This window comes from Bradyrhizobium sp. LCT2, assembly GCF_009931255.1.
Lineage (GTDB): Bacteria > Pseudomonadota > Alphaproteobacteria > Rhizobiales > Xanthobacteraceae > Bradyrhizobium > Bradyrhizobium diazoefficiens.
In genome coordinates this window covers 8,039,294-8,056,532 of record NZ_CP034432.1, presented here as the reverse complement: position 1 = coordinate 8,056,532, position 17,239 = coordinate 8,039,294, and the positions used below count along the sequence as shown (strand labels likewise).

Sequence of the window (17,239 nt, the reverse complement as noted above, 5' to 3'; positions counted from 1 at the left end):
GTCATCGCGGCGGCGCCGACAGGGCGGACCGCAGCATCGCGGCGAGGTCGTGCCGCCGGAACGGTTTTGTCAGAATACGGGCGTCGCCGAGCCCGTCGGGCGTCTTGACGGGATTTTGGGTGTAGCCGGAGGTGAAGAGCACCTTGAGCTCGGGCCGCAAGCCGGTGGCCTGCCTGGCAAGCTCCGGCCCGAACATGCCGCCGGGCATCACGACGTCGGTGAACAGCAGGTGGATGTCCCCCGGCCGGCGCAACAGGTCGAGCGCCGCGGGGCCGTTCGGCGCCGCGATGACGCGGTAGCCGAGCGTCTTCAGCTCGTTCACGACATAGGCCCGAACCATGTCGTCGTCCTCGACCACGAGAATGGTCTCGCTTCCGTCGGGTGCGACGGTCCGATCCTGGGGGGATGGGTCCTCGGTCGGCGGCATTGCGAGGCGGGGAAAGAACAGCCTGACGACGCTGCCGTGTCCCGGTTCGGACTGCATCTGCACCAGGCCGCCGGATTGTCGCACGAACCCGTAGACCATGCTGAGGCCAAGCCCGGTCCCCTTGCCGACCTCCTTGGTGGTGAAGAACGGCTCGAACGCGCGGCTCGCCACCTCGGCGGTCATGCCGCTGCCCGTGTCCGTCACCGCGACCATGACGTAGTCGCCGGGCCGCGGCTCGCCGTTGACGTCGACGTCAGTTTCTTCGAGCGAAACGTTGCGCACCTCGACCGTCAGCTTGCCGCCGTCAGGCAAGGCGTCGCGCGCGTTGAGCACGAGGTTGAGCAGCGCAGTTGTCAGCTGGCCGGGATCGACGCTGGTCAACCACACATTCGCCTCGAGCGCGAACGCGCACTCGATGTGCCCGCCCAGGGTCCGACGCAGCAACGGCTCCATGTCGCGAATCCTGCCGGCGATGTCGATCTCCCTCGGCCTCAGGGGCTGCTTGCGTGCGAAGGCGAGCAGGCTGCGCGTCAGGTCTGAGCCGCGCTCCGCGGCGGTCGCGATATCGCCGGCGATCCGGTGCAATTCCTTGTTTCCCGCCAGGCTGTCGGCAAGATGCTCCGCATTGCCGAGAATGACGGTCAGCAGATTGTTGAAATCGTGCGCCACGCCGCCGGTGAGCTGGCCCATGGCCTCCATCTTCTGGGACTGGCTGAGTTTCTGGTTGAGCTCCGCGATGGCGGCGCGTTGCTGCTGGAGCGACTCGGCGGTGTCGTTGAGCAGGCTCATCAGTCCGCCGAGTTCGCCGCGCGGATGGGGCGGCGGAATTCGCGCGCCGAGGTCACCGCGCCCGAGCCTCTTGGCCATCGCGGCGAGCCGCCCGACCTGGCGGCCGACGCTCACCGTCGCGAGGATCCAGACCGCCGCCAGCAGCAGCAGCGAGGCCACCGCCAGGATCGCCATGTCCTCGTAGAGTCGTCGGTTCGCTGCCGCGACCAGCCCGTCCTTGGACCGTCCGACCAGGATGTAGAGACCGGCATCCCGGGTCGACGGCGAGCGGGCGGCGACACTCCAGACATGGGTGCGGCCCTCGCGATCGGTCACTTCCTGAAACGCCTTCCGGTCGGGCGTTGCCGCGAAGCGGAACAGTTCGGATCCCGCGATCGACCCGCCGACGGGCTCGGTCCAGCCTCCGCCGGAGGGAGCGACCAGAACCGTGCCCTTGGCATCGACGAGCAGGATATCCTTCTCGGCGAGCAGCCGCTTGTGGTGAAACTCCGCGAATTTGCGCAGGTTGAACGAAGCCAGCAGGATCAGCTTCAGCGCGCCGGCTTCCGATCGCACAGGATATGCGATCTGGAGCACTGACAGTCCGGTCAGCCGGCCGAAGACCGGCTCGAGCACGACACCGCGCGAGACTAGGGCCTGCTTGAAATAGGCGCGATCCCTCAGGTCGAGCGTGCGGCTGGTCCGCAGCGAGTCGCAGAACAGGCTGCCGTCGGGATCGATGGTCAATATCCCGGTGAACTGCGGGTATTCCTCGCGCACTTCCGATAGAAACGCCGAGCACGCCGCCTTGTCGCGCGTGTCGAGGTCGCGGGCACGGGCGAGACCATAGTGAAGCTGCGCGGTGCCCTGGATCTTCTCGTCCAGATCGCTTGCAATCTCGTCGGCCGCCGCCGCCAGATTGGTCAGGGCGGCGTTGATGTCGCTGCTTCGATTCTGCATGAAACGCAGCCCGACGAGGCTCGCCGGCACCAGCATGGCCGCGATGACGAGTATCAGTAGCCGGGTACGCAAGCTCATCGGTCGGGTAGTCCGCTCTAGTCATCGCGTGTGCTGGTTCGAAGGTGCAATTTGCGGCACCACCGTCCGTTCCGTCCATAGGCATCGTGCCCAAAAGCCCTCGAGGGGGGAAAGATTCTGAGGTTGCGCGCAGCACGGGTGAGCCCCCGACAGGGGGCGTCGACGCAGCGCCGCCGGGCTCCCAGGATACCGTCATCCGGAACCAAACTGCGCGTGCGCGCGGCGCCCGACGGCGCTAATATCACGGACGAACCGCGTGCGACGAAGATCGCACCGGCAAATGAGGAGGAAGCTGATGTCCATCTCGGGCAAGGTCGATCCGGTGGTGCGTCCCGTTATGGCGACCGACATTGCCGAGGCGCTGGTCGAGGGTCTCCGCGATTTCCAGGCGCTGCCGCTCTACGGGCTTTGCTTCGGCGCACTCTATGCCGCCGGCGGCATCGCCATCATGCTCTGCCTCACCGCTTTCGGCATGGTCTACCTGGTCTATCCCCTGGCCGCCGGTTTCGCGCTGATCGGCCCGTTCGTCGCGATCGGTCTCTACGAGGTCAGCCGCCGCCGCGAGCGCGGCGAGCCCGTCTCCTTCGGCGCGATCTGGTCGGCGATACGCTCGCGCAGCGAGATCGGCTGGATGGCGTTCGTCACGCTGTTCATGTTCGTGATCTGGATGTACCAGGTGAGGCTCCTGATCGCGCTGCTGCTCGGCCTGCACGCCTCGTTCTCGAGCCTTCAGGAGTTCATGACGGTGGTGCTGACGACCAATGAGGGTCTGCTGTTCCTCGCCATCGGCAACGCGGTCGGCGCCGTGTTGTCGCTGATCCTATTCTCGCTCACCGTGGTGTCGTTTCCGTTGCTGCTCGACCGCGAGGTCGATTTCGTCACGGCCATGGTGACGAGCGTGCGTGCGGTCGTGACCAGCCCGCTGCCGATGATCGGTTGGGCGGCCGTGATCGTGATGCTGCTGATCGTCTCCGCGCTGCCTTACTTCCTCGGGCTGATCGTGACGCTGCCGGTGCTCGGCCATGCGACGTGGCATCTCTATCGGCGTCTGGTGGCGCCGGTGCCGTGAGAGGCAAGCCCGACGCACGACCAAGCAGTTGAAAACGAGGCTTCGGCGGCCTTATTCGATCGAGAACGGCATTTGGCGCGTCAAAAGCGCGGCGCGGGCGAGAAAACGATAGCTAATTGCAGTGATTGCGCGCACGGTGCGCCAATGTCGGAAAGTCCGGTCGTCCTTTCGCACACGCGGCGCCGTGACCATGCGCGCGCGACGCGAAACGGCTCATTCCTCGCACCGGCGGAGCTGGCTCATCACGCCATCGTAACGGCGATGGTTGCGCATATTGCCCGTTCCCGCGGGTGAGCCGGACGCGGCGGGCGCGTGCCGGATATGCCTGAAAGATTCCACCGCGGTTCGATACGAGATCGAACGCCAACCGAAAGCACCTGATGCAAACTCTCTCCCCAAGACACGTCAAGACAGACGAAGCACTCCGGCTCGGCGTGGAGTCGGGCTGGTACGCGATCAAGGTCAGTGGGACCTTTGTGTCGGGCCCGCACGATTCGGAAGGGGATTGCCGTCGCAAGATCGACGAGATTCAACCGCCGCCGGCGAAGAAGAAGCGATGAGGGCGCAGATTCCGGCCGCTACGGCGTCTTGATCCCCATCGCCTTCAGGGCATCCAGCATCCGCTGCGGCGGGCCCATCTTCACCACCAGCGGCTTGCCGGTCTCGAGCATGCTCTTGAGGCTGGAGAGGATCGCCGGCCAGCCCTGCCGTCCGCCGGAGAGGATGTCGTCGCTGAGCGGCCGGTCATGGCCTTCGCTCATGGTGAGACGGACCGCGTCGCCGACCTCTTCGATCTCGTAGGTGACGAGGGTCGGGCCGAGCTTCTCGATCAGATCAGGCCAGTTGACGTTGAAGGTGACCGAGAGCTTTCGCGGCGGATCGTAAGAGAGGACCTCGCCGCTGATGTGCAGGGCGCCGTCGGGCGTGCGCACGACGAACGCGCCGCCGAGCCGCGGCTCGACCTCCACGGCATTGCCGAAGAAATACTGCCGGCTGAACTCGGCCGAGGTCAGCGCCTCCCACACCTTCTCCGGTGTGGAGGCGATGTAGATGGTATAGACGGTGAGCGGCTTGAATTGATCGAGGTTCATTTTGCGTCGAATCCCTTGTTGAGGGCTGCGCGGGGAATGGCGAGCACCTTGCCTCGCTCCAACAGGCTCTTGAGGCCTGACAGGATCGCCGGCCAGCCATTGGAGACGGCGCCGAGATATTTGCCGCCCTCGACGAAGCCGTCATGCAGCACGGTCAAACGCACGAGCGAGCCGAACGGTTCGATGGTGAAGACGACGCGCGAGATCGGCTCGCCGCGGAGCTCTTCGTATTTCTGGTGCTTGAAGCTGTAGGACAGGCGCCGCGGCGGATCGGCCTCGAGGATCTCGCCGGAATCGGTGATTTCGCCGTCCAGCAGAAGCGCGAAGGGCGAGCCGACCTTCCAGTCGGAACGGATCTCGGCGCCGAACCAGTATTGCCTAGTGAACTCGCTCGACGTCAGCGCCTCCCACAGCTTTTCCGGCGAGGTCTCGATATAGCTCACATAGACGAATTGCGGCTTACTCATCGCGCTTCTCCAACTGGCGTTTCAACTCGCCGAGCGCGGCGAGCTTGCCGCGTTCGAACTTCCTGATCCAGCGTTCGCCGATCTGATGGATCGGCACCGGATTGAGGTAATGCAGCTTCTCGCGGCCATGCCTGATGGCCGTGACCAGGTTGGCCTCTTCCAGAATCACCAGATGCTTGGTCACGGCCTGCCGCGTCATCGCGAGGCCTTCGCAGAGTTCGTTCAGCGTCTGGCCGTTCCTGGCGTGAAGCCTGTCGAGCAGCGATCGTCGTGACGCGTCGGCGAGCGCTTTGAAGACCTCATCCATGGCGGTGATAATAGGCAACCAAATGGTTGCATGTCAAGCGGCACGTCGTTCCGGGTTCGCACTTCGTGCGCCCCGGAATGACTGGCCGCGAGATCGTGTTTTGGGCGCCTGCAGTCGGCTGTGCTATCCTTTCAGCTCAGCCAACGCAGATTGGTTCCGGGAGGATTCATGTTCCGTTGCGTCTTAACTGCCGCGGGCCTCGTCTTCTTCGCTTGCGGCACACCGGCCTACGCGCAGAAGCAGACGATCGGCGCGCCGCCGGAAGCTTCCAACATGAAGCTGGTCGGGACCAACGACCTCCAGGCGCGCAGCGCCTATCAGCCGACCATCCATCATCAGGGCGAGCGCTGGATCGCCTATATCGGCCATCACGGCGGCACCGACGACGTGCCCGCTCCCGTCAATCCGATGACGGGACAGGCGGAGCCGAACGGAACCTCGATCGTCGACGTCACCGATCCCGCGCATCCCAAATATCTGCGTCACCTGCCGGGGCAGGAAGGCAAATATGAATCCGGCGGCGCGCAGATGGTGCGGGTCTGCGACGGCAAGTCGTTGCCGAAGGGCGATCCGAATGCGGTGTACATGCTGCGCACCTTCGGCAGCGAGGCGCATGAGATCTGGAACGTCGCCGATCCCGCCAGCCCTGTGCTGATCGCGCGCATTGGCGGCTTGAAGGACACGCACAAGAGCTGGTGGGAATGCGACACCGGTATCGCCTTTCTCGTCTCGGGCGCGCCGGACTGGCGCACGCGGCGCATGACGCAGGTCTATGACCTCTCCGATCCCGCGCATCCGCAGAAGATCCGCGACTTCGGCCTGCCCGGTCAGGAGCCCGGCGCCACCGGCGCGGTACCGACCGAACTGCACGGGCCGATCTCGACCGGGCCCCAAGGCAATCGCGTCTTTTTCGGGTACGGCACCAACAAGGGCGGCATCCTTCAGATCGTCGATCGTGACAAGCTCCTGAACGGGCCGAAGGAGCCGACGCCGGACAATCTGCGCTATCCCGAGATTGCGCGGATGCCGATGTCCGCCTTCAACGGCGCGCACACGACGTTCCCGATGCTCGACATGCCCGTTGCGGAATTTTCCGAGGACAAGGACGGCAGGACCCGCGACATCGTGATGATCGTGGACGAGGCGATCCTCAACGAATGCGGCGAGGCGCGGCAGATGGTGTGGTTCGCGGACGTCACCACCGAGACGCGGCCGATGATGATCTCGAGCTATACCGTGCCGGAGGCCAGCGGACAGTTCTGCCAGCGCGGCGGCCGCTTCGGCTCGCACTCCTCGAACGAGAGCATGGCGCCGGTCTACTACAAGAAGCTGGCTTTCATCGCCTTCTTCAATGCCGGCGTGCGCGCGCTCGACATCCGCGACCCCTATCACCCGAAGGAGGTCGGCTATTTCATTCCATCGATCACGAGCGCGACCGACAAGCGCTGCATCCCGATCGAAGGCGGCGAACGCTGCAAGGTCGCGATCCAGACCAACAATGTGGAGACGGATGATCGCGGCTACATCTACATCGTCGACCGCGCCAACACCGGCCTGCATATCCTCGAGCTGACCGGTCCCGCGCGCGCCGTCGCCGGCCCGCCGAAGAGCTGACGATGCGGCGCGGGGCGAGGATGCTGGTGGCCTTGATCGCCCTCGGCGCGCTGCCCGGTCTGCGTGTCCATGCGACGGAACGCGCCGGGCATTGGCAGGAGATGAGCTGGCCGTTCCCCCGCGACGGCTGGCCCGCCGGCCGCGCGTTCCGTTGTACGGCGGGCGGCTGCGATGGCGCCGAGCTCTATGTCCGCGCCAAGCGCGGCTTCTGCAATTGCGACACCGGCGTTGCCGATGATGACGAGGTCGACCGCGTCACCGATATCGACCTGATCAGTCCGCGCTTCACGCCTGTCGCGGCCGGCGAGGCCGTGAGCATCGCGGCCATGCAGGGCCGCATCAGGCACTACGATCTCGACATGCCCGACGGCGCGCGCCATGCCGCCGCCGGCCTCGCGCTGTCGCGCCGCTGCGATCTGCTCGTCGCGGTGGCGCAAGGCGCGGGCGAGGCGAATGCCGTGCAGCGTGCCGCGCTCGTGTTTCTGGAAACGGAGGAGATGAAGCAATGGATGGCCGCCGCGTTGGATGGGCGGTGAGGGGGGCGCGACCCGCGCCACGTTCTCCGCTGGATCACCCGCGAAAGCGGGTGATCCAGTATTCCGAGGCGCTCGTGGGATACCGAGAAGCCGCGGCGTACTGGATACCCCGCCTCCGCGGGGTATGACACCGGTGGTTGGGCGGGCACACTGCGCTCATCTGTCTTCCGTTCCCGTCCTTCCCGTGCATTAATGCCTTCAACCGCTTTCAGCCGAGTCCCTCCATGATGTCCATGCAAGCCTATCTCGCCTTCGTCGCCGCCTGCATTGCGCTGGCGCTGCTGCCGGGTCCGATCGTCACCCTCGTCATCGCCAACGGCCTGCGTCACGGCACGCGTGCGGCGCTGACCAATGTCCTTGGCGCGCAGGCCGGGCTCGCCATCGTGATCGGCATCGTTGCGATCGGCCTGACGTCGCTGATGGCGACCATGGGCTACTGGTTCGACTGGGTGCGCTTTGCCGGCGCCGCCTATCTGGTCTGGCTCGGCATCAAGCTGATCTGGGCGCCGGTCGAGGGCGTCAATGTCGACCAGCCGCCTCCGCCGCCGCGCGGCGGGTTCTTCCTGCAAGGTTTCCTGGTGTTGCTATCGAACCCGAAGGTGCTGGTGTTCTTCGGTGCCTTCATCCCGCAGTTCATGGACATGAACCGCGACCACTTCCCGCAAGTCGCACTGCTCGGCGCAACTTTCATGGTCACCGCGGCGATGACGGACGCGCTCTACGCGATTGCAGCCGGCCGCGCGCGAAAATTCTTCTCGGCTCCCCGCACGCGGATGATGTCGCGCATCTCCGGCGGCTTCATGATCGGCGGCGGCATCTGGCTGGCGCTGACCAGGGCGAAATAACCTTCCAGAGGCCGGTTTGGTTTGAACCCTTCGCGGCGGCAATGCGTCCAATCGGGCATTGCCGCTGACGAAGGATTTTGCCGTGCCTGCTCTGCCCCCGCTCGTTTACGCGATGCTGCTTGCGCCGCTCGCGCTGATCCTGATTGCCGCCGTCGTGAAGACCTGGCAGGCGCGCGAGGCGCGGAGCTGGCCGCAGGCGCCCGGCAAGGTGGTTACATCAGTTGCCGAGGTGCGCGAGGTCAGGGTGTCCGACGACGAGCGCGAAGACGGCTATCGGATGGAGAACCGCAACTTCGCCAACGTGACCTACGAGTATTCGGTCGGCGGCCGCAAGCTGCGCAACAACCGCATCTCGATCGGCGAAGACCTCGGCAATTTCCAGGTCGCCGAGAAACTCGCGAAATATCCCGCCGGCAGCATCGTCACCGTCTACTACAATCCGCGCCATCCCGATCAGGCCGTGCTGGAGCGCGATCTGCCCAAAGGCCTATGGGGCTGTCTCGGCATCGGTACCGTGGTCGTGCTCGCCATCGTGTTCGGCTCGGCCTTCGGTCTCAACCAGAGTTACCAATATCTCGCCCATCACGTCGCACGGCCCGATCTCGCGGGCCTGGTCGTCGCCTTCGGTGCGTTCGGCCTCGTCATCGCGCTGATGGCGTGGGCCGTGCAGCGGCAGGCCTCGATGGCGACGCGGTGGCCGACCGTGCCGGGCACGATCAAGCTGTCGGGAATCGAGGAATATCACGAGGCGAGCGAGCCGGGCGAGCGCCGCGGCACCGAGATGTTCGGCAAGCGCGTGACCTACACCTACCTCTATCAGAACGTCAGCTACACCAATGAATGCGCGCGCGTCGCGGCAGGAACGACGTCGGCGTCTGACGAGATGCTGCGAAAGCTGATGTCACGCTATCAGGACGGCGCGACCGTCGAGGTCCGCGTCAATCCCGACAATCCGGCCGAGGCCACGCTCGACGCCCGCGGCGACGGCCGCATCGCCTACGTGCTGTGGGGCATCGCCGCGATCTTTGCCGCGCTCGCGGTGTTCGTGGCAACGCGTGGCGGTTGACCGCAGCGCCGGCCTGGCTGGCTATGCCACCCTCTCCGCGCGCAACCCCAGCTCGATCTCCGCAAAGATCCGCGCCAGCCGCTCGGCCCATTGCTGCTGGCCGGACTGGTCCGCGATCAGATCCTGGCGGATCTCGATGCCGGTGTTGACGAGGCCGCGGGCTTCGCCATGCACGGGGATGGTGTAGTCGGTGAGGTCGTTGACCGCATAGGGCTCGTTGTCGCCGACGACGAGATCGCTCTCGGCGCGTAGATGTTTGATCAGGAGCTGCGGCAGCACCGTGTCGCGGTTGTAGAGCGCGCCGATATGCCAGGGCCGCTCAACACCGGCATAGACCGATGTGAAGCTGTGCAGCGACACCAGCACCGTCGGCCGCTTGTCGTGCAGGCGGCGGCCGATCGTGGCATCGATGCGATGATGATAGGGCTCGAAAATCTCGCGCCGCCTTGCCGCGCGCTCGCCCGCGGAGATGCCCTCATTGCGCGGGATTGCCGTTGCCTCCGACATCACGGGAATCGAGCTCACGGCGCCCGGCGGGCGGTTGCAGTCGATCACGAGCCGCGAATAGCGCTGCGCGATCAGATGCGCATCCAGCATTTCTGCCAGCCGCTCGGCGACGCCGGCAATGCCGATGTCCCAGGCGATGTGCCGCGTCAGCTCGTTCTCGGCGACGCCGAGATCGCCGAGCGCGCGCGGCAGCACCCGCCCGTAGTGATCCGCGGTGAGCAGAAAGGGCGATGCCCCCGCCGCATTCACCTCATGCACTGGCGGAATGTCACCCTCGCCGAGCAGTTGATCGGTCGCGTCGGCTGTGTCTAAAGCCATCCTGATTGCCTATGGAAAATGCAGTCACCCCAAGAATCGGGCAGAATCGCTATAGATTGATCCGCCCAAAGTCACCATGATCGCCTCACGATGCCGCTGCTCACGATTCATCACAAGACCGAATATCGCTATAACCGCCCCGTGGCGTTCGGCGAACACCGGATCATGCTCCGTCCGCGCGACGGGCACGATCTGCGCGTGCTCGACTCCAGGCTCGAAATCTCGCCCGAGCCGATGTCGCTGCACTGGATCCACGACGTGTTCGGCAATTCGGTCGCGATCGCCAATTTCGACGAGCGCGCGGACGCGCTGATCTTCGACTGGCATGTCACCGTCGAGCACAATCCGGTGGAGGAGTTCGCGCTGACGCCGGACGATCCGGCCTATTTCTATCCCTTCGTCTACGACGACGAGGAATTCCCCGATCTCGTCCAGTACATCACGCCGCAATACACCGATCCCGACGGCGAGATCGCGGAGTGGGCGCGCGGCTTCCTCGACGAGGACGCGCCGACGCCGACCTTCAAGATCTTGAGCGGCATGACGCACGGCATCCGCAGGCAGTTCAAATACCGCAAGCGCCACGAGTTGGGCACGCAGCATCCGCTCGACACTTTGCAGTCGGGCACAGGAACTTGTCGGGACTATGCGCTGTTCATGATTGAGGCGCTGCGCCAGCTCGGCATCGCCGCGCGATTCGTCTCCGGCTACATCTTCGTGCCGGAGGATATCGAGCAGCGGCACGTCGGCGGCGGTTCGACGCACGCCTGGGTGCAGGTCTATTTGCCGAGCGCGGGCTGGATCGAGTTCGATCCGACCAACGGCATCGTCGGCACCCGCGACCTGATCCGGGTCGCGGTCGCCCGCGATCCGCGCCAGGCGATCCCGCTGCACGGCGTCTATATCGGCTCCGGGGATGCCTTCGAAGCCATGGACGTGAACATCAAGGTGGTTTCGGACGACCAGGACAACGACCAGGAGCTGGAGGCAGAAGTCTTATAGGTGGACATCGGGGTCGGCTTCGAGATCGCCTACGCGGCAAGGCGGGCACAACGCCTCTCCAACGTCGTCCTGGCGAAAGCCAGGACCCATACCGCGGAATCTATCGATTGCGAACGGTAGCCGTACCGAACGACGAGTCTTCGCCAAACGGCTCCCCGGGGTAATGGGTCCTGGCCCCCGTGCGCAATTGCGCACTAGGCCAGGACGACATCGAATGTGCAACGCTGTCGTTCCGCAAAATTCACAGTTATAGACACCCCATGACCTCCGATCGTCTCTTCGTCTATGGCACCCTGATGCGTGGCTTCGACCATCCGATGGCGCGGCTGCTTGCCGGCCACGCGGAATTTCTGGGTAAAGCGACCTGCCGCGGCCGGCTCTTTCTCATCAAGCATTATCCGGGATTGCTGCTGTCGGATGCGCCGTCCGACCTTGTCCATGGCGAGCTGTTCCACATGCGCGTGCCCGACGAGCTGCTGCGCGAGCTCGACATGTACGAGGCCTGCGGCGAGGGGTTTCCGCAGCCGACCGAATATCTGCGCAAGCTGATCGACGTGACGCTGCCGGACGGCACCGCCGGCAAGGCCTGGACCTATGTCTACAACTGGCCCGTCGCCGATCTGCCCCGCATCGAGTCGGGGCGGTTCCTGGAGCACTAGAGCATGATCCGGAAAAGTGCGTAGCGGTTTTCCGACAAGATCATGCTCAAAAAAAATAACCTAAAGCGCGATCTCTTCGCGCTTTAGGCCGACAGCACTTCCTTGACCACGCGCACGTCCACTTCGCGTTCGACGTAAGTCCATTCCTCGGTGCGCCTGAGCATCGCCACCAGCTCCTCGAACAGCGAGGCGTGCGCGGGGGCGAACTCGAACCAAGTCAGGAAGTCGAAGGGGCCGCCGAGGTCGCGGCAGTGATAGAGCTGCCGCGCGATGGCGGGCAGGAAGCGCAGGCTGCTGGCGATGTGGTGCGATCTGTCCTCGAAAATCCTGCGGCGCTCTTCCTGCGTCAGCTCCCACCAGGCCTGCGACTTGCGGATCGGGATCAGCGCCGCGCTGGTTGCCTCGAGCCGGCCGAGCCCGGCCTGCACGGCCACGAGTTGCTGCTTCTCGGCGCGCTCGGTGTAGCGCAAGCTGCTGGGCACGCCGGCAAGCCGCCACGCATTGCGCGAAGGCACCAGCGGCAACGAGACCGCCTCGCTGTCGGTGACCGACAGCGCCGGCATGAAGGGCAGGGGCTCGCCCGTCACCGGCGAAATCGAGGTGATGCGCCAGCCCCCGCTGTGGCCGCCTCGAAAGGTCCTGAACATAGGGATATGGAAGCGTGGAACCGGGTTAGGTTCAAGCTTTTCGCGTCATTCCCGGCCACCTGTTCCGTCGCCCTTCGAGGCTCGCCGAAGAGGCGAGTGCCTCCAGCGACAATGGCTTCGCCATTGCGCGGGGGTGACGGGATGGGCGCCTCGGGGAGACGGCGCCTGTGCATAGGTCGAATAACCCGGATAAGCCTGACAAACCTGACTTTTGGGCGGGCCGCACCTATATCCCTGATCCTTCGCCCGACTCACACGGTTTCGCGCTAGACACACCCCCATGCGCTTCACGCCCCAATTCCTCGACGAGCTGCGTGCCCGACTTTCGGTTTCCGAAGTCGTGGGCAAGCGCGTCAAGCTGAAGAAGGCTGGACGGGAGTGGAAGGGGCTGTCGCCGTTCCAGCAGGAGAAGACGCCGTCCTTCTACGTCAACGACCAGAAGGGTTTTTACCACGACTTCTCCTCCGGCAAGCATGGCGACATCATCACCTTCGTGATGGAGACCGACGGCCTGCCGTTCGCAGAGGCGGTCGAGCGGCTTGCGAGCATGGCCGGCCTGCCGCTGCCGGCGGTGACGCCCGATGCGGCGCGCCAGGAGCAGCGGCGCCGCTCGCTGCATGACGTCATGGATCTCGCGGCAAAGTATTTCGCCGAAACGCTGGCTTCGCGCGTCGGCGCCAAGGCGCGCGGCTATCTCGCCGATCGCGCCATCTCGCCGGCGACGCAATTGCAGTTCCGCCTCGGCTATGCCTCGCCCGATCGCTTCGCGCTGAAGGAGCATCTCGGCAAGCTCGGCGTCTCCGTCGACGACATGGTCGAGACCGGCCTGCTGATCGGCGGCGACGATATTCCCGTGCCCTATGACCGTTTCCGCGATCGCGTGATGTTTCCGATCACCGATCTGCGCGGCCGTGTCATCGCCTTCGGCGGACGCGCGCTGGAGAAGGACGTTCCGGCCAAATACCTGAACTCGCCGGAGACGCCGCTCTTCCACAAGGGCGACAATCTCTACAACCACCAGACCGCGCGCAAAGCCACGCATGACGGCAGCACGCTGATCGTGGTCGAAGGCTATGTCGACGTCATCGCCATGGTCACCGCGGGCTTTGCAGGCAGCGTGGCGCCGCTCGGCACCGCGCTCACCGAAAACCAGCTCGCGCTGCTCTGGAAGATGGCGGACGAGCCGATCCTCTGCTTCGACGGCGACAGGGCCGGCCAGAAGGCGGCCTATCGTGCGGCCGATCTCGCCTTGCCGTTTCTCGCGCCCGGAAAAAGCTTGCGCTTTGCGCTGCTGCCGGAAGGGCAGGACCCCGACGATCTTGTCCGCTCCGGCGGGCGTGGCGCGATGGAAGAGGTGATCGCGGCGGCGCGTCCGCTCGCCGACATGCTCTGGTCGCGCGAGCTCGAAGGCGGCAACTTCGCCACCCCCGAGCGGCGCGCTGCACTGGAGGCGCGCATCAAGGAGCTCGCGGGCGGCATCCGCGACGAGGTGGTGCGGCGCTATTATCGCCAGGATCTCGCCGAGCGGCTTCAGCGTACGTTTGCGCCCGAGAGCGGGCGCGGCGGCTTTGCCGGCCGCAATTTCCGCCCCGGTCAGAGCGGCCGCCCGTTCCAGCCGCGGAGCGGCGGGCAGGCGAATCGATTCGGCGGCCAGGGGTTCCGCGGCGCGCCCGGCCCCACCCCGCTACCCTCCGGCCCCTACCAGGCGGCGAGCCCCCAGCTCGCGATGAGCCCGATCATGAAGGGCCAGCGCAGCGTCATCTCCCGCAGGGAGGCCCTGATCCTGCAATGCCTGATCAACCACCCCTGGCTGCTGCATGAGCACCTCGAGGAGGTTGCCGCCCTGGAATTCGCCCATCCGGAGGCCCACAAGCTCCGCGCCGGCATTATCGCCGCTTTCGCCAACGACCATCACCACTCGCCGGACCCTGGCGAGCTGGCCGAGAAGATGCGGGCCGACATCGAAAAGGGAGGATTTTCTCAGCTTCTTCAAAGGGTTGAGAATGGCATCACGACCGCGGCGGTGTGGGGCGCGCGGGAAGGCGCGGCACGGGACGACGTTCTCTCCACTTGGCACCAGCTGGTTGCCTTGCATCGGCAATGGCATTCACTACTTAGAGAGCTGAAGGACGCCGAGCTGGCCTTGGGGGAGGACCCCAGCGAGGCCAATTTGGCGTGGCTGCGTGACGTCAAGGCTCGGATAGGCGAAGTCGACGGCACCGAGGCCCTGATCGAGGGTTTTGGCGAGCTGTCGGGCCGGTTCCAGAAGAGCGTGTGATGAAAGAATCATGCGGACGGCCGGGGCCGGAACCGCTAAAAGACTCGCCAAATCCATGGTTTGGCGGCAAAAACAGGGTTAATCGAGGCTTAACGGTCTTGTAGCACTTTGGCCCAGAGGCGGCCGCAGGCAGAACAGACGCGTCAGGAATGAATCCGCGCGAGAACTGTTGGCACTACACCTGCATCCGCTGCGACAAAGAGGCTCACGAAGCGTTAGGCAAATCCGGCGAGAGAAAGTTGGGGGTGGCGAGAGATGTGCGCGCCGCCCTTTCCGTGTCGAGAGCTGACGAAGCGAGAGCGTCGAGCAACAGGTTCAAGTGATTTCAGGCAGGCGCGGCGAACGTCTGTTTGAAACGCGTTTAGGAGCAATGGATGGCCACCAAGGCAAAGACGCTGCAGGCGAAGGACAAGGAAAAAGACGACAAGGCAGCGGATGCTCCCGAGAAGGATTCCCAGGACGCGCCCTCGCCGTTGCTCGATCTGTCCGACGCGGCCGTGAAGAAGATGATCAAGCAGGCCAAGAAGCGCGGCTTCGTGACCTTCGATCAGCTCAATGAAGTGTTGCCGTCCGATCAGACCTCGCCCGAGCAGATCGAGGACATCATGTCCATGCTCTCGGACATGGGCATCAACGTCACCGAAGCCGACGATAGCGAAGGCGAGGAAGACAAGGACGAGGGCGGCGAGGACGAGACCGACAACGAGCTCGTCGAGGTCACCCAGAAGGCCGTCACCGAGGTCAAGAAGAGCGAGCCGGGCGAGCGCACCGACGATCCCGTGCGCATGTATCTGCGCGAGATGGGCACCGTCGAGCTGCTCTCCCGCGAAGGCGAAATCGCGATCGCCAAGCGCATCGAGGCCGGCCGCGAGGCGATGATCGCAGGGCTGTGCGAAAGCCCGCTGAGCTTCCAGGCCATCATCATCTGGCGCGACGAACTCAACGAAGGCAAGATCTTCCTTCGCGACATCATCGATCTCGAAGCGACCTATGCCGGCCCCGAAGCCAAGGGCGGCATGAACACCGCGATGATCGGCGGCCCCACCGGTGAGAACGGCGAAGCCACGGCCGAGGGCGGCGAAGCGGTTGCAGTGACCGGGGCTGCGCCCGCGCATGTCGCCCCGCCCGCCGCGCCGCCGGCGCCGACCCCGTTCCGCGCCGCGCCTGCCGTCGGCAACGGCGCCGAGGCCGAGAAGGATCCGGGCGAGGCCGCCGCCGAAGCCGACATGGACGAGGACGACGAGTTCGAGAACCAGATGTCGCTTGCGGCGATCGAGGCCGAGCTCAAGCCCAAGGTCGTCGAGATCTTCGACAAGATCGCCGAGAGCTACAAGAAGCTGCGCAAGCTTCAGGAGCAGGACATCCAGAACCAGCTCGAGAGCACCTCGCATGGGCCCTCGCTCTCGCCGCACCAGGAGCGCAAGTACCGCAAGCTCAAGGACGAGATCATCGTCGAGGTGAAGTCGCTGCGCCTCAACCAGGCGCGTATCGACAGTCTCGTCGAGCAGCTCTACGACATCAACAAGCGCCTCGTCTCGCATGAGGGCCGCCTGATGCGTCTCGCCGACAGCCACGGCGTCGCGCGCGAGGATTTCCTGCGCAACTACACCGGCTCGGAGCTCGATCCGCGCTGGCTCAACCGCGTCTCGAAGCTGTCGGCCAAGGGCTGGAAGAACTTCGTCCACCACGAGAAGGACCGCATCAAGGACCTCCGCCACGAGGTGCATCAACTCGCCGCGCTCACCGGCCTGGAGATCGTCGAGTTCCGCAAGATCGTGCACTCCGTGCAGAAGGGCGAGCGCGAAGCCCGCCAGGCCAAGAAGGAGATGGTGGAAGCCAACCTCCGGCTCGTGATCTCGATCGCCAAGAAGTACACCAACCGCGGTTTGCAGTTCCTCGACCTGATCCAGGAAGGCAACATCGGCCTGATGAAGGCCGTTGATAAGTTCGAGTACCGCCGCGGCTACAAGTTCTCGACCTACGCCACATGGTGGATCCGGCAGGCGATCACCCGCTCGATCGCCGACCAGGCGCGCACCATCCGCATCCCCGTGCACATGATCGAGACGATCAACAAGATCGTGCGCACCTCGCGCCAGATGCTCAACGAGATCGGCCGCGAACCGACCCCGGAAGAGCTCGCCGAGAAGCTCGGCATGCCCTTGGAGAAGGTCCGCAAGGTCCTCAAGATCGCCAAGGAGCCGTTGTCGCTCGAAACCCCCGTCGGTGACGAAGAGGATTCGCATCTCGGCGATTTCATCGAGGACAAGAACGCGATCCTGCCGATCGACGCCGCGATCCAGTCGAACCTGCGCGAGACCACCACGCGCGTGCTCGCCTCGCTCACTCCGCGCGAAGAGCGCGTGCTGCGCATGCGCTTCGGCATCGGCATGAACACCGACCACACGCTGGAAGAAGTCGGCCAGCAGTTCTCGGTGACCCGCGAGCGTATTCGCCAGATCGAAGCCAAGGCGCTGCGCAAGCTGAAGCATCCGTCGAGGAGCCGGAAGCTGCGGAGCTTCCTGGATAACTAATTCGGATTCTCATGCCCGGGCCTGACCCGGGCATCCATCCAAACGAAAACGGCGGGCCGAAAGCCC

Annotated in this window: 16 protein-coding genes; 10 read left to right on the top strand and 6 right to left on the bottom strand. The window is 64.9% G+C overall.

The features are described from left to right. Nucleotide 1: 1 nt before the first annotated feature. On the bottom strand, nucleotides 2-2,233 hold the full coding sequence (locus tag EI171_RS38050) for an ATP-binding protein (protein ID WP_161536322.1): 2,232 nt from the start codon (nucleotides 2,231-2,233) through the stop codon (nucleotides 2-4). Between the two features lie 295 nt (nucleotides 2,234-2,528). Between EI171_RS38050 and EI171_RS38045 the strand changes: the two genes are divergently transcribed. After that, nucleotides 2,529-3,302, top strand: a complete 774-nt coding sequence (locus EI171_RS38045; RefSeq protein WP_028172853.1) for a DUF2189 domain-containing protein — start codon at nucleotides 2,529-2,531, stop codon at nucleotides 3,300-3,302. A 380-nt stretch (nucleotides 3,303-3,682) separates the two neighbouring features. Next, complete coding sequence (locus tag EI171_RS45980) at nucleotides 3,683-3,862, top strand: hypothetical protein (RefSeq protein ID WP_028172854.1); 180 nt, start codon at nucleotides 3,683-3,685, stop codon at nucleotides 3,860-3,862. Between the two features lie 18 nt (nucleotides 3,863-3,880). On the opposite strand, the gene EI171_RS38040 is transcribed toward EI171_RS45980, so the two are convergent. The 3 genes from EI171_RS38040 to EI171_RS38030 are packed head-to-tail and all read right to left on the bottom strand — an operon-like array spanning nucleotide 3,881 to nucleotide 5,167. After that, the gene (locus tag EI171_RS38040; RefSeq protein WP_060910587.1) at nucleotides 3,881-4,393 is read right to left on the bottom strand and encodes an SRPBCC family protein; all 513 of its coding nucleotides are present in this window, start codon (nucleotides 4,391-4,393) and stop codon (nucleotides 3,881-3,883) included. Beyond that, on the bottom strand, nucleotides 4,390-4,860 hold the full coding sequence (locus EI171_RS38035) for an SRPBCC family protein (RefSeq protein WP_011090095.1): 471 nt from the start codon (nucleotides 4,858-4,860) through the stop codon (nucleotides 4,390-4,392). The genes EI171_RS38040 and EI171_RS38035 overlap by 4 nt, the downstream gene beginning before the upstream one ends. Beyond that, nucleotides 4,853-5,167: a helix-turn-helix transcriptional regulator gene (locus EI171_RS38030; protein WP_011090094.1), complete on the bottom strand. Its 315-nt coding sequence runs from the start codon at nucleotides 5,165-5,167 to the stop codon at nucleotides 4,853-4,855. The genes EI171_RS38035 and EI171_RS38030 overlap by 8 nt, the downstream gene beginning before the upstream one ends. Before the next feature lie 168 nt (nucleotides 5,168-5,335). On the opposite strand from EI171_RS38030, the gene EI171_RS38025 reads away from it, so the two are divergent. The 4 genes from EI171_RS38025 to EI171_RS38010 all read left to right on the top strand — a co-directional run bounded on the left by EI171_RS38025 (nucleotide 5,336) and on the right by EI171_RS38010 (nucleotide 9,228). Continuing rightward, entirely contained in the window at nucleotides 5,336-6,781 is a 1,446-nt protein-coding gene (locus EI171_RS38025) for an LVIVD repeat-containing protein (RefSeq protein WP_063921548.1), read from the top strand. A gap of 20 nt (nucleotides 6,782-6,801) precedes the next feature. Beyond that, the gene (locus EI171_RS38020; protein ID WP_371740551.1) at nucleotides 6,802-7,317 is read left to right on the top strand and encodes a hypothetical protein; all 516 of its coding nucleotides are present in this window, start codon (nucleotides 6,802-6,804) and stop codon (nucleotides 7,315-7,317) included. A gap of 224 nt (nucleotides 7,318-7,541) precedes the next feature. Continuing rightward, a complete protein-coding gene (locus EI171_RS38015) occupies nucleotides 7,542-8,162 on the top strand; it encodes a LysE family translocator (RefSeq protein WP_161536320.1) in 621 nt (206 codons plus the stop codon). A gap of 82 nt (nucleotides 8,163-8,244) precedes the next feature. After that, complete coding sequence (locus EI171_RS38010; protein ID WP_060912921.1) at nucleotides 8,245-9,228, top strand: DUF3592 domain-containing protein; 984 nt, start codon at nucleotides 8,245-8,247, stop codon at nucleotides 9,226-9,228. A 21-nt stretch (nucleotides 9,229-9,249) separates the two neighbouring features. Here EI171_RS38010 and EI171_RS38005 read toward each other — a convergent pair whose 3' ends face one another. Next, nucleotides 9,250-10,053: an N-formylglutamate amidohydrolase gene (locus tag EI171_RS38005; RefSeq protein WP_161536319.1), complete on the bottom strand. Its 804-nt coding sequence runs from the start codon at nucleotides 10,051-10,053 to the stop codon at nucleotides 9,250-9,252. Nucleotides 10,054-10,143: 90 nt separating this feature from the next. Between EI171_RS38005 and EI171_RS38000 the strand changes: the two genes are divergently transcribed. Together EI171_RS38000 and EI171_RS37995 are read left to right on the top strand one after the other, a co-directional pair. Further along, nucleotides 10,144-11,055 (top strand): transglutaminase family protein, encoded by a 912-nt coding sequence (locus EI171_RS38000; RefSeq protein ID WP_161536318.1) that lies wholly within the window; start codon nucleotides 10,144-10,146, stop codon nucleotides 11,053-11,055. Nucleotides 11,056-11,315: 260 nt separating this feature from the next. Next, nucleotides 11,316-11,714: a gamma-glutamylcyclotransferase gene (locus EI171_RS37995; RefSeq protein ID WP_161536317.1), complete on the top strand. Its 399-nt coding sequence runs from the start codon at nucleotides 11,316-11,318 to the stop codon at nucleotides 11,712-11,714. 83 nt (nucleotides 11,715-11,797) lie between these two features. Here EI171_RS37995 and EI171_RS37990 read toward each other — a convergent pair whose 3' ends face one another. Next, on the bottom strand, nucleotides 11,798-12,361 hold the full coding sequence (locus EI171_RS37990) for a chlorite dismutase family protein (protein ID WP_011090086.1): 564 nt from the start codon (nucleotides 12,359-12,361) through the stop codon (nucleotides 11,798-11,800). A 280-nt stretch (nucleotides 12,362-12,641) separates the two neighbouring features. Between EI171_RS37990 and dnaG the strand changes: the two genes are divergently transcribed. Together dnaG and rpoD are read left to right on the top strand one after the other, a co-directional pair. Next, nucleotides 12,642-14,639, top strand: a complete 1,998-nt coding sequence (gene dnaG / locus EI171_RS37985; protein WP_161536316.1) for a DNA primase — start codon at nucleotides 12,642-12,644, stop codon at nucleotides 14,637-14,639. Nucleotides 14,640-15,013: 374 nt separating this feature from the next. Next, entirely contained in the window at nucleotides 15,014-17,173 is a 2,160-nt protein-coding gene (gene rpoD, locus EI171_RS37980) for an RNA polymerase sigma factor RpoD (protein WP_161536315.1), read from the top strand. The last annotated feature ends 66 nt before the right edge of the window (nucleotides 17,174-17,239 follow it).